This is a genomic window from Paenibacillus sp. FSL R7-0189, assembly GCF_037969925.1.
Taxonomy (GTDB): Bacteria; Bacillota; Bacilli; order Paenibacillales; family Paenibacillaceae; genus Paenibacillus_AQ; species Paenibacillus_AQ odorifer.
In genome coordinates, this window is the sequence record NZ_CP150223.1 from 4579572 (window position 1) to 4592990 (window position 13419).

Genomic DNA, 13419 nt, shown 5'->3' on the forward strand with positions numbered 1-13419 from the left:
ACTAACTTATTTACATTGTAGCACTTGTCTAAATTAATTAAAATTTAAGTAAATTTAATAGTTATTAAGTAAAGATTAACTTAAGGGGTGATTCAAATGAATTTGGAGCAGTGCGAGAATATCGTAGAAGTCGCAAAGATTGGTTCTTTAACCAAAGCAGCTCAGAATCGTCATATCACTCTATCCGCAATGAGCCAGTCCATTACCATGCTGGAGGCTGAGCTGGGAGTTACTTTGTTCATCCGTTCGCGCGGGCAAAAGGCGGTTCCCACAGCAGAAGGAAATGCCATTATTAGCAAAGCAAATGAAGTCCTGATGAAAGTAAATGAATTAAAAGAAGAAGCACAGATTTACAGCGATACGTTAAGTGGTCATTTGAAAATTGCTACGATACCTGGACCCATGCATTTGATGGTGAAGGTAATCTCTAGCTTTAAGGCAGATTTTCCAAAAGTGAAAATAGAGATTTTTGAAAAGGGACCTAAAGAAATTCTGGATAATGTACTTCAGGATGAAATGGACATTGGACTTATGGTCTCGCCGGAAGGAATGCCTGACAAATATAAAGGGGTTAAGTTTGAACGGTTAGTGGAAGGAAAGATTGTAGTTGGTGTACATCCACACTCACCGCTTGCCCTGAATTCCATCCTTACACCTGCTCAGTTAGTGGGGCAGACGTTGGTTTTATACGATGATTCTTACATTAAGGACTATGTAGAGCGATATTTATCTGGCTATGGGCCGATCAATTTGCTTTTTGTAAGTAACAACACACGGGCGATTGAGAATGCAGTTGCAGAAGGACTGGCCATCACAATTGGTCTGGATTATTCGTTTCTTAAAATATCAGAGATGACTTCTGCCTTCATGAAAACCATCGAGTTACGATCACCAGATACCCGTGCGAAATATTCAGGAGCTATTGTCTCTGCTTCAAAACAGACCTCCCAGACCGCCCGGAGATTTATCAACAGGCTAAAGCATGAATTTGATGAAATGATTAGACGAAGTTAACAGTATGCCTTGGTAAATTTTATCTAACCTTTACGCTTCCTAGTTAATATTAACCCTATGATGTTGTCCAAGCTCAGATCGATATTAGGACAGCCAAGTGGGGAGGATGTCAACACAGTGAGATGGTATCTTAGGCAAATTAATGTTGTTATTATCTTTGTTTTGTTGATTTCGTTGTTACAACCGGGTGCAATTGTTCGCGCTTCCATTTCTGATTTATATTTACCAGCAACAGATTACGGAACCGTTATTGATGTTCGCCAAACAGAGCTTGCACCCGGGGCGATGTATACCTGGATAGATCTCCAGAATGAACGTGGTTTACAAAAGATACATGCAGTGGAGTTCAACCCGCAACAAGGAAATTTGGAGCTGCGGGCAGGTACGAAGGATGGAAAGGTATACGGTATGAAGGGCGTTACCGAAATGGCCATGTATGCGGATTCGCCTGGAAACCGAGTGATCGCAGGGATCAACGGTGATTTCTATGAAATCCCCGGTTTTGCTACGGGTGTTCCCAATGGACTTTAAGCTTACACCAAGAGTAGTGTATCTGTAGCTAGCCGTAACATTTCGGCATTCAATGATATTGGTCTTGCTCCACAGTGGGCTCAAGAGGCAATCAGTGAAGTGTACAGACTTGGTTTGATGCAAGGACGTGCTGAAGGGCAATTTGCACCGGACCAAAACGGAACACGTGCTGAAAGTGCACAGATGATCCTCAACCTGCTGAGTGTTATGGAGTAATGATTATGGCCAGTCTCAGGTTTATGGGGACTGGCTGTTTTTTTGATAATTGGATTAGTGGGATATACGCAGGATACGCACGCATGAATACACTGAGGGGGAAGCGGAGTAAAAGTAAAAATAAGGGTGAGACACAAAAGGTAAGTGTATATGGAGAACAGAGAACTAAGGCACGCTCGCTAAGGTACGATAAAGCTGAGGCACGCTCGCTGAGGTGTGCTAAAGCTAAAGTACGCTCACTGAGGTACGCTAAAGCTAAAGTGCGCCAACAGCGATGCACACTTGGTAAGTTTGGCTCGGACGAGCTACTTTTATCAAGAAAGTTTGTTTTAACAGATAGCCTCGATGGTTTGGGATCGTAACGGACTGTATTGCCGCTATTTTAACTTTTTGGTCTATTTTTCCAATTTTTCGGACTCCATAGCTCTTATTGTCATACTTTTGCACGGAATCGTAATATATTTTAATGAATAGCTGCATTTGAGTCCGATAGCTGAGCAGAATGGCAGAAATCAGCTTAATAAGGTCTCCTCGGTCCGATGAAGTAGAATTGAGTTAATAAGGTGAGTAAGGTGAGCTATGTGAGCCAAGTGAGCTAGGTAAGTCAAGTGAGTAAAGTGAGCAAGTTGAGAAGGTGAGCTAGATGAGTAAAGTAAGTAAACTGAGTCAGTAAACGGAAGATAAGATGCAGAATACAGATGGGGTTTAAGCGTATAGTAAAACTGAGGCGAGTATCGAGCATATTCCAAATCCTTACAGACGAGCGCCGAGTCTTTTTCCGGTATTTTGTAAATATAGGGTTATATTGGGCGTGGAATACTGGGAATTACTCTTCAGAGGCAAGTAAAAACAAGGAATAATTGTTATTAGCCAACACAAATTGTTATGTTGTGTTATGATAGTAGGGAGGTGACTCCCATGAATGATTTTGAGAACTATCCCGATGAGCTGGGTAATTTCATTCGGCACATCAGAAAGACGAGAGGGTTAACCTTAAGAGGACTGGAAGAAAAGAGCGGTATAAGTTACTCACAGCTCAGCAAAATCGAACGTGGAGAGAGCATTCCGCTTAAAGACAATCTGGACAAGATCATTGAAGCGCTTGGAACGGATCTGAAGAATCGGATGTACCATTTGGCAGATTATATGCCAGATATTGAATATATCAAGACCTTGAAGCAAGGATATGAGCTGCCACAGCTCAAACAGTCTCAAGATTACATCTACGAGACAGCCTTTAACAAGCTTAAGGAATTCAGAGCGAAGGAAGGGAAAGAAACATCGTACGTTTCCTTTGATTCGAATGAAGTTATAGTTTACGAAACGGAATATGGGGCAGGAATGGTAATAGAGAAGATTGAGAAATACAATCTGACCGATGTCCTGAACGATAAGTTTGAGGGTAACCTCGACTCCTTAAGAAAGAGCCCCCGTAAAGGGCGTCAAGCCTTTCTATTTGGCGAGTGGCTACGGGAGTGCGTTTATGAACTGAAGGAAGAGGAACAGGATCAGGTCATACAAGCACTTAAAGAATTTACTCAGTTTAAAGTACAACAAATAAAGGGTGCTTATAAATAATGTATGCCTTTTGCTAATGATCTCAAAAATGAATGAATGTTGCCCTTTCTTGCAGCCATCTATTCATCTTGATCCATAAACTAACAACTAAAAATGGTTTGACAGAAAAGGGGATATTAATAATGAAAATTAACATGAAGTTTACCAGCAAGGGCAAAGTCGCTATAGAGAATTTTAATAACGAGGAATTGCTGGAGATCTTCGCACGTTACATCAAGACATTATCCAAAAAGTATGACATCGAAGTTGATGTTCCTCTTGAAGCGAATCAAAACATTGTTGGTGATGGTGCGGTAATCGCAACTGCAAAAAATGTGAAATGTGATGTTGAAACTTTCTTTAAAGAATTGGGCAGAGATATTAAAGTTCCTTTGAAGAAAAGACTCGGCGGCAAATTGGAGAATGTTTTCAAAACAGAAATTACAGAATAGAGCATTATTTTTATCTGAGATTAACCATCATATGTGCATATAAAAAAGGTAGGGCCGCGGAGGCTCTACCTTTTTTATGTTTATGTACTTAACTTAAGGCGACCTAAGGAGCTTATTGTTGGTTGAAGCTGGAGAATAATGTGTACCATGCGCAGTGTGAATTTAATGGGGAAGGGGATGTTATATACTTTCAGAATCTATGAGATTTCTACCTCTCATGATATCTTTAATAATTTCAATGAAATCCGGTAACGCATGGGCATCAACCGCTAGCTCATAGATTCTTAGTAAATCCTCGTCAGATATAGATTCCAGAGATGAGGGCCGTGGAGAGGGATGAAAATAGTAATTCATTATGATCCTCCATCATTAATTGTTTTTATTATAGGTTTATCTATATGGTATCATTTGGAATAGGATCCGTCTCCTGTCATTCATCCTACGAATTTATCTTTACATTTGAGGATTATTATGGCATAATGTGCGATTTTGAGGAAATTGCTAAAAAGTTTCAATTTTTAATAAAATAATCCCGGCATGCGTGAACATGCCGGGATTATTAAAAAACTGAATTTTATTCTGACGGTTTTTTCTTTTGTGAAGCAAGATACTTCTTAAGGCGCGGTTCATTGGATTCCGAAACAGTAGTGAACTGCGTACCTTGATTAAAGCATACAATCTTCCGCCCGGGATCATAGCCTTCTATGTTGTTGATATTGACGACATTGCTGCGGTCAAGGCGTTCGAATCCCTTACCCTCATACGCTACGGAAAGATCGGAAAGCGTGGTGGGGAGAATAAATTCGCCTTCTTTCGTATGGACGAATATTGTATTTTTATAATTCGAGAAATACAATATATCTTCCTCTAGAATATCACTAGAGGAACCGTCTTTCTGTAAGACACGCATCTTTTCCCCATCCTTGTTTAATTACTTGCGCAGTTCTTTTGGAATTTCAGGGCTGTAAGCTGCTGGTTTTAGAATTTTTGTGAAAACTTGAGCAGAAGTACCCAGTAGGTTAGAAGCATAACGAGCTAAGGTTTTTTTCATCTGATTGACCTCCTTTGTAATGGGATTATAACTGTAAAGGATTGAACTAAAAATGCCAATCCAATGACAGACGAATGGATCCAAAAATTCAAAGAAACCAGAATTATGGAAATGATCTTTAAACCCAAATACCATTCTTTGGGGATTTGAGCATTAGCATCAGGATTCGGAGCACATAAGATCATTACAAGTAAAGAAAAAAGATTAATCCAAATCAAATGGTTATGTATTAGATAGGTAATATGAGGGATAAGTGAACAGATAAAGATAGATACAATATTGCAGGACCTTGCGGATTTTAAATGCACACCACCAGATGACATTCTTAGGAGTATGAAACTGAATAAGGCTAAGAATGTTTCTTTTAGCTGTCCAGTGAGCCCGCCAATGCATAATGAAGTCATAATAATTAATAAAGTATTCAGAATAATGCTAAGGGCATAATGCATGATTTCAATAGAATGCGTTTGCTCTGGATTACTTTTCTTAATGAACTCAACAATTTTAAGAGATAAATGATTCATAATTATTTCTGTCCTTTTTGTATGAGAAATATAGATATCCCCATAATAGTATTCCATAGAGAAATGGGATTATGAAAAAGAAACGAGATTCAAAAAAGTAGTTGAGTGAAGTAACGACAATTATTGTAGGAAGATTAAGAGCGAATAATATTTTTTCATTAGTCGTTGGTTTAATTTTTACATCGGGTTTATCAGGTACAAAGTCATATCCAATACGTTTATGACCTACATACATACCAATGAGAATCGCGGTTAATGCTGATAAAACCTGCATTGTGATCATGTTTTTGGTAATCGGGTTCAAGATATTTAGAGGCATGATGATTACAGAGTTTAATAGATACATAAGACTGGTCTGAATCACCAAGTATGCTTGATAGGTCATCCCGGTTAATATAGAAGCGTAGAAGGGATGAATCCGGAATAACATCCACATAAAACAAAACATTAGTGCATATTGTGAGAAAATATCTAATGGAAACATCCCATAGTTGATCCTAATTGTATAAGAAGAAAAGCCCATAATAAAACTAGCAAACACCATCTCTTTATGATATAGATCAATTTTGAAGATTTTGAAAGCCAGAAAAAACATTGCATAAGTCTCTAGTATTGAAAATATCATAAAAAGAATAAAATCTAGCATGCCGACACTCCCGATGACTTCTAGTTTAACCAACCCTATTATTGCAAGTATCGTATAAAATGAGCTAAAATACAACAACTACAGTATAATTTTCCTCCTATTTTTTCAAAAAAATTCAAAATGAGAGGGGTTTAGACATGGGTCGACGTCCAGAAAGCAGTGAGTATCTCGAAGAATTATCAAAATATGTCGATTTAGTGCCAGCTGAAGGAGACATCATTACTATTTTTAGAGAGCAGACGGATGAGATTTGCACTTTTATTTCGAATCTAACGGAAGAACAAGGGGACTATCGTTACGCTCCGGAGAAATGGAGTATCAAGGAAATGGTCGGACATCTGGCTGATACCGGAAGAATCATGTCCTACCGTTTATTGTGCATCGCCAGAGGGGATACGACTCCACTGCCGGGTTTTGAAGAGAAAGACTACGTACTTACCGCCAATTTCGAAGCGCACACTTTAAAAGTATTGCTGGCCCATTACAAGCTTGTTCGAGAATCGACATTACTCCTAATGGAAACTCTGCCGGAGGAAGCATGGATCCGGAAGGGAACGGTTAACGAGACTACTCTTTCTGCGAGAGCTCAGGCCTGCATTATGATTGGACATGACCATCATCATTTGAATATTCTTAAAGAAAGATATTTAGGGTAATATCTTCTTAATCAAAAAAGCATTCCATCAGCCTTTATGGCTTTGGGATGCTTTTTATACACGGCTATAGCGGTGGATTCTTGTGACATTTACGGCATACCGGATAGTAAGCTTCATTGCCACCAATCTGGATTTGCTTGCCGCTATATACGGGCTTGCCGTTTTCTACTCTTAGAGCCATAGTAGCTTTGCGCTCGCAGAACCAGCAGATCGTCTTCATTTCCTCGATTTTATCAGCGTAGATCAGCATATATTTGCTGCCTTCAAATAACTGATTCTGAAAATCATTTTTAAGTCCGAAGGCCATTACCGGAATGCCCAGCTCATCAACGATACGCACTAGCTGGAGAATACATTCCTTGCTTAGAAATTGACATTCATCAATAAGTACACAGTGTGGTTTAGGTTGGTTACTGCTGACGATATTATAAATATCTGTGTTCTCATCGATGGGGATCGCTTGTTTCCGAAGCCCAATACGAGAAGAAATAAAACCAACCTCGTCCCGGTCGTCTATGGATGGAGTGAAAATAAGCACCGATTTCCCCTGCTCTTCATAATTATGTGCAACCTTGAGTATCTCAATAGATTTACCACTGTTCATTGCTCCGTATTTGAAAAACAATTGTGCCACTTCCATCTATCCTTTCGTAAAAACCATTGATTATAACTTAAAAATGCGACCATATTAGAGTATCATATTCGGATCGGATGTATCCAGTGAAAACATTGCGATTGATTGGATGTGGTATGATAAGAGGTAATAAGAGATGGGAAAGGAAGTAATAAGTGTGACTGAAAGATTAGACGAATATAAGGAACGGTTAGCTCTTTTGCAGCAGAATGGAGATTTATCCAGTGACACTGAAAGCTTGCTGGAAGAAATGATGGCGGATTTGGTGGAATTGAATCGGAGTAATAAAGCACTGCGTCGAGCAATTCTGAAAACTGGACAGGCTTCCACGATGTCAACTCGGTTAAGGGATGCACTGTACGAATAGAAAAAGAGGGTATGCGAATGGCTTTGATTTTCTCTTATCTCAAAAAATATAAGGTAGCTGCAATAGCTGCCCTTGTAATGATGCTCATTGAATTGACGGTAGAATTATCACAGCCTTTGATCATTTCCAAAATCATTGACTTGGGGATCCGAGAAAAAGATACCTCTGTAGTATGGCTGTGGGGCAGTATATTGATCGGCAGCGCGGTAGTTGCGTTTACAGCCGGGGTACTCAGTTCTTTTTTTGCTGCCCATGCAAGTCAGAGCTTTGCGTTCGATCTTAGGGACAAATTGTACGAAAAGGTACAGTCTTTTACGTATGAAGTATTCAATCGTTTTGCTACCTCGTCACTGATTACCCGTCTGACTGGTGATGTATCACAGCTGCAGGATACTATTTTTATGAGCTTGCGCTTTATGACACGGGTGCCACTTGTTGTGGTAGGCAGTGTGATTATGGCGTTAGTTGTTCATGTGAAGCTGGGATTACTGCTGACGGTGGCGTTACCTTTGTTGATTTTTTTCCTCTACTGGATTATGAGAAAAGCTTCCTTGTTATTTCGTACGGTCCAGCAGCGTTTAGACGGAGTTAATGGCGTGATTCAGGAGAATCTTACGGGTATTCGCTTGATCCGCGTATTTGTGCGTATGGGGTATGAGATTGAACGTTTCACGGTATTTAGCGGGAATTTGATGAGATCAACGGTGTCTGCCTTGCGTTTGACTGAGACGACGATGCCTTTTGTTATGCTTATTGTGAATGCGGCGATTTTGGCGATTTTATGGTTTGGACGGATAGCCATTTCCAATGGGGATGCTACTTTGGGTCAGACTGTTGCTGTTATTAATTACTCCTTGCGAACGATTGGAGCACTATCAGCGATATCTGGTCTTGTTGTAACGTTTTCCCGCGCTCGGGCCTCCTCTCAGCGTGTTTCAGAAGTTATGGAAGCGGGAGCTGGAGTTCATGAAGGCGGGACTTTGCAAGGCGAACCGATTCAGGGCCACGTTAAATTTGAAGGCGTTTGCTTTAAGTATCCTAATAGTGATATCTCTGTCCTGGAGGACATTCATTTTGAAGTAGCTGCTGGTGAGCGAGTAGCGATTATGGGGGCGACCGGATCTGGAAAATCCTCACTCGTGAGTCTGATTCCGCGCTTGTATGAAGAGACTGACGGCACCATTTGGATTGACGGTGAAAAAAGTGCTGATATTGATATTTTCAGACTGCGGAGATCGATAGGTTATGTGCCTCAGGAATTGCAGCTTTTCAGCGGATCAATCCGCAATAATATTGCATGGGGCAATGAACACGCCACACTGGAACAAATCCAACAAGCAGCGGCGGCTGCACAAATTCACGAGACGGTAAAAGGGTTGCCGGATGGCTATGACACGATGCTTGGTCAACGAGGGGTTAATCTCTCCGGCGGACAAAAGCAGCGGTTAACGATTGCCCGCGCACTTGTTAGGAAACCGGCTATGTTGATCCTTGATGACAGCACCAGTGCACTTGATGCGGTTACGGAAGGGCTTTTGCTGGAGGCGCTAAAGGATATCTCCTGTACAACCTTTTTGATTACTCAGAAAATCAGTTCAACGGCATCAGCCGATTTGATCCTGTTGCTGGATGAGGGACGATTAATTGGCAAAGGCTCGCATAAGGAGCTTATGGCAAGCTCCGAGCTGTACCGCAAGATTTATGAATCACAGGTAGAGGAGGCGAAGCAGCATGTTCAAAGCATTAATTGAACCTTTTCGTCATCCTAAACCGAACTTTGAACTTGGCGTGGGACGAAGTCTAGGGACAGCATCTGGCGGCAAACCCAAAGCAAAGGCGAAGGATTGGTCAGGGACGCTGATCCGGATCTGGAGTTATCTAGCTGAGCGTAAAGCCAAGCTTATTCTTGTACTGATCATGGTTGTCTTCAGCTCAGCGCTAGCGCTGATGGGGCCATACATGATTGGCAGAGCGGTGGATAATTATCTGGAAGGTACCGGCGGGCGCTCATGGGTTGTTTTTCTGACAAGCCTTGCTTGTGTGTACATTTTTTATTCTCTGACTTCTTGGCTGCAAAACATATGGATGATCGAAATTGCTCAAGAAACTGTATTACGGATGCGTACGGAGCTATTCTCCCATTTACACCGTCTGCCCATTTCCTTTTTTAATCGGAGACAGCAGGGAGAAATTATGAGCCGTCTTACCAATGATATCGAGAACGTCAGCTCTACGTTGAATAGCTCGGCTATTCAGATATTTTCAAGTGTCTTAACCTTGCTGGGAACCGTAGGGGTTATGCTGTGGCTTAGTCCCTTGTTGACGCTGCTCACATTCCTCGTCGTGCCTTTGATGTTGTTAGGCATGCGCTGGATTACACGCCGTACAGGTCCACTATTTAAAGAACGTCAGCGCAATGTAGGGGAGCTTAACGGTTATATTGAGGAGACCTTATCCGGACAACGGATTATCAAGGCTTTTTCACAAGAGGAACGGGTCATCTCCGGTTTTCATGAACGCAACAAGCGAATTATGCTGTCAGGTTACTGGGCGCAGTCCATTTCTGGTTTCATCCCCAAGCTTATGAATGGTCTTAATAATCTCAGCTTCGCCATTGTTGCAGGAATTGGTGGTCTGCTTGCGATCCGTGGGTCGATTACAGTGGGTGTGATCATCGTATTCGTTGAATATACCCGCCAGTTTACTCGTCCGCTTAATGATTTAGCGAATCAGTGGAATACCTTGCTTTCAGCGGTGGCAGGGGCAGAACGGGTGTTTGAAGTGCTGGACGAAGAGACCGAGGCTAAAGATGAAGGTGCAGCCATATCACTTGAAACTGTACAGGGTGCGGTGAAGTTTGAAAATGTAGCTTTTTCTTATGATGGAGGTTCTAACACGCTGCAGGATATCAGCTTTGAAGCGAAGCCTGGTGAGATGATCGCTTTAGTTGGACCTACCGGTGCAGGCAAAACAACGCTAATAGGGCTGTTATCCCGTTTTTATGATCCTAATCAGGGGAAAATCACGCTGGATGGCTTAGATATCACTTCGATTCGGCGGGAAAGCTTGAGAAGTCATATGGCCTTTGTATTGCAGGATTCCTTTTTGTTCAAAGGGAGTATCCGCGATAACATCCGGTACGGGAGGCTGGATGCGTCCGATGAAGAGGTTGAAGAGGCGGCTAAACTGGCCAATGCCCATTCTTTTATTATGCGAATGCCCGAAGGTTATGAACGGATGCTCTCGGCGGATGGCAGCGGTATAAGCCAAGGGCAGAAGCAGCTGCTCTCCATTGCGAGAGCGATTCTTGCTAACCCCTCTATGCTTGTGCTTGATGAAGCAACCAGCAGTATTGATACAGTGACCGAGATCAAGATTCAGGAAGGGCTGCAGGCGCTGATGAAAGGGCGAACGAGCTTCGTCATCGCTCATAGACTTGGCACGATTCGTGCGGCTGATCGAATTCTTGTGCTTCAGGGCGGCAGATTATTGCAGCAAGGCTCTCATGAAGAGCTGCTGAAGCAAAGCGGACTGTACAGTGAGTTGGTACAGGGGCGGCGGAAAGAGGCGCTTGATAAGGCGGGTATTTAAGAAAAAGGCGAGAATTTTCAGGGAGCGCAGATTGCGTCCATGAAGTTCTCGCCTTTATGTTATTTGTGATAGATAACGAGCACCAGATCGGGTGAGCTGGGAGGGTTTGAATGTGGGGAAATCTATTGTACAAATTACAATCAGCAGGGTAATAAGGCTTGATTGTGTGCGATTCGAGATTCATATGATCAGATGAACAAATGATGAGATGAAAAAGCTGATTCTAAGTTTAACATAGCATCTTAAGAGATCGTTTCCTGCGTTCCGGCTTGTTTCACCTTTTGCTTCTCCTTGAACCTTGGACCTACGTAATTCTTCTTACGGTCCCTAGCCAGAATCCAGCCACCAAGGAAAGTCATGCCAGCTGCGAAGAGCAGCAATCCACCACCGAAATGCAGCCAAGCAAAGTGGGGCACAACGGTATCATCACCATGCATGGATATGTAATCAAAAATATCATCCTTCATCATAAGGAAGCCCTTCATTGCTATTAAGCCCGGAAACACAAGAATAAGGATGGCAATGAAGCGTGAAATTAACAGTTTCATAAGTGTCTCCTACCCCTCTTAGCCCTTTAGATTCACCCATATGATAACGCTTTAGCAAGAAAAAGTCCATTTGCATATGACGTTTATAAGTTTTGTAATAGAGCAAAAAGAGAGTACAATATACTAAGTAAAATGAACTTACGTGTAATGACTGGAGGATACATATCATGACAATTTCATGTGACGTGGCCATACTTGGCGGAGGTACTGGAGGGTATGTGGCGGCTATTCGCGCTGCACAGCTTGGAAAGTCCGTTGTCGTCATCGAAATGGACAAACTGGGAGGAACCTGTCTGCATCGGGGCTGCATTCCTAGTAAATCACTGCTCCGTAGTGCAGAGGTATATGCTGAAATCAATGAGAGTGAGAGCTATGGCATTGAGACAAGCGGTGTACAGCTGGTATTCCCAAAGGTACAGAAACGCAAAGAAGCTGTAGTTGAGCAACTTCATCAAGGCGTACAATATTTGATGCGCAAAAATAAAATACAAGTTGTCAAAGGTAAAGGGCGCGTAACGGGTCCTTCTATTTTTTCTCCGCGCAGCGGTGCTGTAGCTGTGGAACTGGAAGATGGGGAGATGGAAACAGTAGTTTCCAGCCATCTTATTATCGCTACGGGCTCACGCCCACGAGTATTGCCTGGTCTCGAACCAGACGGGAAAGTGATTCTTAGCAGTGATGAAGCGCTCACGCTCGAAGAGCTGCCATCTTCTATCATTATTGTGGGCGGCGGTGTAATTGGTGTCGAATGGGCTTCAATGCTGGCTGATTTTGGAGTGCAGGTGACTGTGGTTGAAGCGGCAGGTCAGTTACTGCCTCAAGAGGATGAAGAGATAGCTAAGGAACTGCAACGGTTGTTGAAAAAGCGTGGTGTTAAGGTACTGACTGAAACTACAGTGGATGCTGCAACCTGCCAGGTAACGGAGGATGGAATTTCGATCGAAGCCCGTAAGGGAGAGCAAAGTCAAAGCCTATCCGCAGAAAAATTGCTTGTATCCGTAGGCAGAGTGGCCAACATCGAGAATATTGGTCTTGAAAACACAGATATTCGCTTTGACAAAGGGATTATTGCTGTAAACGCTAGTATGCAGACGGCAGAACCGCATATTTATGCGATTGGTGACTGCATCGGCGGGCTTCAATTGGCTCATGCAGCCAGTCATGAAGGGATTATGGCGGTTAACCATCTATCTGGTGAGAAGCTACATCCTTACCATACACATTTAGTACCACGTTGTGTCTATACTCGGCCTGAGGTAGCAAGTGTGGGCTACACCGTGAAGGAAGCTAAAGAGCTTGGACATGATGTAGTGATTGGCAAGTTCCCATTTTCGGCCATTGGCAAGGCAATTGTATATGGCCAGAAGGACGGATTTGTCAAAGTTGTTGCCGATCGTAGCAGTGGAGATATTCTTGGTGTGCAGATGATTGGTCCTCATGTGACGGATCTAATTGGAGAAGCGGCCTTGGCACAGCTTCTGGATGCAACACCTTGGGAGATTGGTGAAGCTATACATGCTCACCCTACCCTTTCGGAGATTATCGGAGAAGCAATGTTAGCTGTGGATGGAAGATCTATTGGATTTTAGTTTTTCTTAGCTTTTCTTTTTGGGTAGAAAGGGATTATAATAT

General features: G+C 42.4%; 15 protein-coding genes. 10 read left to right on the top strand and 5 right to left on the bottom strand.

The window, feature by feature from the left end; translation table 11 throughout:
- The first annotated feature begins 96 nt into the window (after positions 1-96).
- The 5 genes from MKY63_RS19870 (at position 97) to MKY63_RS19890 (ending at position 3770) form a co-directional block, all read left to right on the top strand.
- Positions 97-1014: a LysR family transcriptional regulator gene (locus MKY63_RS19870; protein WP_339809687.1), complete on the top strand. Its 918-nt coding sequence runs from the start codon at positions 97-99 to the stop codon at positions 1012-1014.
- Positions 1015-1131: 117 nt separating this feature from the next.
- Positions 1132-1545 (top strand): hypothetical protein, encoded by a 414-nt coding sequence (locus MKY63_RS19875; RefSeq protein WP_038572498.1) that lies wholly within the window; start codon positions 1132-1134, stop codon positions 1543-1545.
- Between the two features lie 99 nt (positions 1546-1644).
- A complete protein-coding gene (locus MKY63_RS19880) occupies positions 1645-1761 on the top strand; it encodes an S-layer homology domain-containing protein (RefSeq protein WP_235219374.1) in 117 nt (38 codons plus the stop codon).
- Between the two features lie 918 nt (positions 1762-2679).
- Positions 2680-3339: a helix-turn-helix transcriptional regulator gene (locus tag MKY63_RS19885; protein WP_036676012.1), complete on the top strand. Its 660-nt coding sequence runs from the start codon at positions 2680-2682 to the stop codon at positions 3337-3339.
- A 122-nt stretch (positions 3340-3461) separates the two neighbouring features.
- A complete protein-coding gene (locus MKY63_RS19890; protein ID WP_036676014.1) occupies positions 3462-3770 on the top strand; it encodes a hypothetical protein in 309 nt (102 codons plus the stop codon).
- 574 nt (positions 3771-4344) lie between these two features.
- On the opposite strand, the gene MKY63_RS19895 is transcribed toward MKY63_RS19890, so the two are convergent.
- The 3 genes from MKY63_RS19895 to MKY63_RS19905 form a co-directional block, all read right to left on the bottom strand.
- Positions 4345-4680, bottom strand: a complete 336-nt coding sequence (locus MKY63_RS19895; protein WP_036676016.1) for a LytTR family DNA-binding domain-containing protein — start codon at positions 4678-4680, stop codon at positions 4345-4347.
- A 21-nt stretch (positions 4681-4701) separates the two neighbouring features.
- Positions 4702-4821: a cyclic lactone autoinducer peptide gene (locus MKY63_RS19900; protein ID WP_139329854.1), complete on the bottom strand. Its 120-nt coding sequence runs from the start codon at positions 4819-4821 to the stop codon at positions 4702-4704.
- Positions 4822-5325: 504 nt separating this feature from the next.
- A complete protein-coding gene (locus tag MKY63_RS19905) occupies positions 5326-5991 on the bottom strand; it encodes a hypothetical protein (RefSeq protein ID WP_139332061.1) in 666 nt (221 codons plus the stop codon).
- Positions 5992-6128: 137 nt separating this feature from the next.
- Between MKY63_RS19905 and MKY63_RS19910 the strand changes: the two genes are divergently transcribed.
- A complete protein-coding gene (locus tag MKY63_RS19910) occupies positions 6129-6647 on the top strand; it encodes a DinB family protein (RefSeq protein WP_076213649.1) in 519 nt (172 codons plus the stop codon).
- A gap of 64 nt (positions 6648-6711) precedes the next feature.
- On the opposite strand, the gene MKY63_RS19915 is transcribed toward MKY63_RS19910, so the two are convergent.
- Entirely contained in the window at positions 6712-7281 is a 570-nt protein-coding gene (locus MKY63_RS19915; RefSeq protein ID WP_036676019.1) for a thymidine kinase, read from the bottom strand.
- A 136-nt stretch (positions 7282-7417) separates the two neighbouring features.
- Here MKY63_RS19915 and MKY63_RS19920 point away from each other — a divergent pair, with 136 nt between their 5' ends.
- From MKY63_RS19920 to MKY63_RS19930, 3 genes are read left to right on the top strand one after another with little or no spacing between them, the layout of a single operon-like run.
- On the top strand, positions 7418-7648 hold the full coding sequence (locus MKY63_RS19920) for a hypothetical protein (RefSeq protein WP_036676022.1): 231 nt from the start codon (positions 7418-7420) through the stop codon (positions 7646-7648).
- Positions 7649-7665: 17 nt separating this feature from the next.
- Positions 7666-9399, top strand: a complete 1734-nt coding sequence (locus MKY63_RS19925) for an ABC transporter ATP-binding protein (RefSeq protein WP_339809691.1) — start codon at positions 7666-7668, stop codon at positions 9397-9399.
- Positions 9380-11239 (top strand): ABC transporter ATP-binding protein, encoded by a 1860-nt coding sequence (locus tag MKY63_RS19930; protein ID WP_339809693.1) that lies wholly within the window; start codon positions 9380-9382, stop codon positions 11237-11239. Before MKY63_RS19925 ends, MKY63_RS19930 begins: the two co-directional genes overlap by 20 nt.
- 242 nt (positions 11240-11481) lie before the next feature.
- Here MKY63_RS19930 and MKY63_RS19935 read toward each other — a convergent pair whose 3' ends face one another.
- The gene (locus tag MKY63_RS19935) at positions 11482-11787 is read right to left on the bottom strand and encodes a DUF2627 domain-containing protein (RefSeq protein ID WP_036676028.1); all 306 of its coding nucleotides are present in this window, start codon (positions 11785-11787) and stop codon (positions 11482-11484) included.
- Between the two features lie 167 nt (positions 11788-11954).
- Here MKY63_RS19935 and lpdA point away from each other — a divergent pair, with 167 nt between their 5' ends.
- Positions 11955-13376 (top strand): dihydrolipoyl dehydrogenase, encoded by a 1422-nt coding sequence (gene lpdA / locus MKY63_RS19940; protein WP_038572484.1) that lies wholly within the window; start codon positions 11955-11957, stop codon positions 13374-13376.
- The last annotated feature ends 43 nt before the right edge of the window (positions 13377-13419 follow it).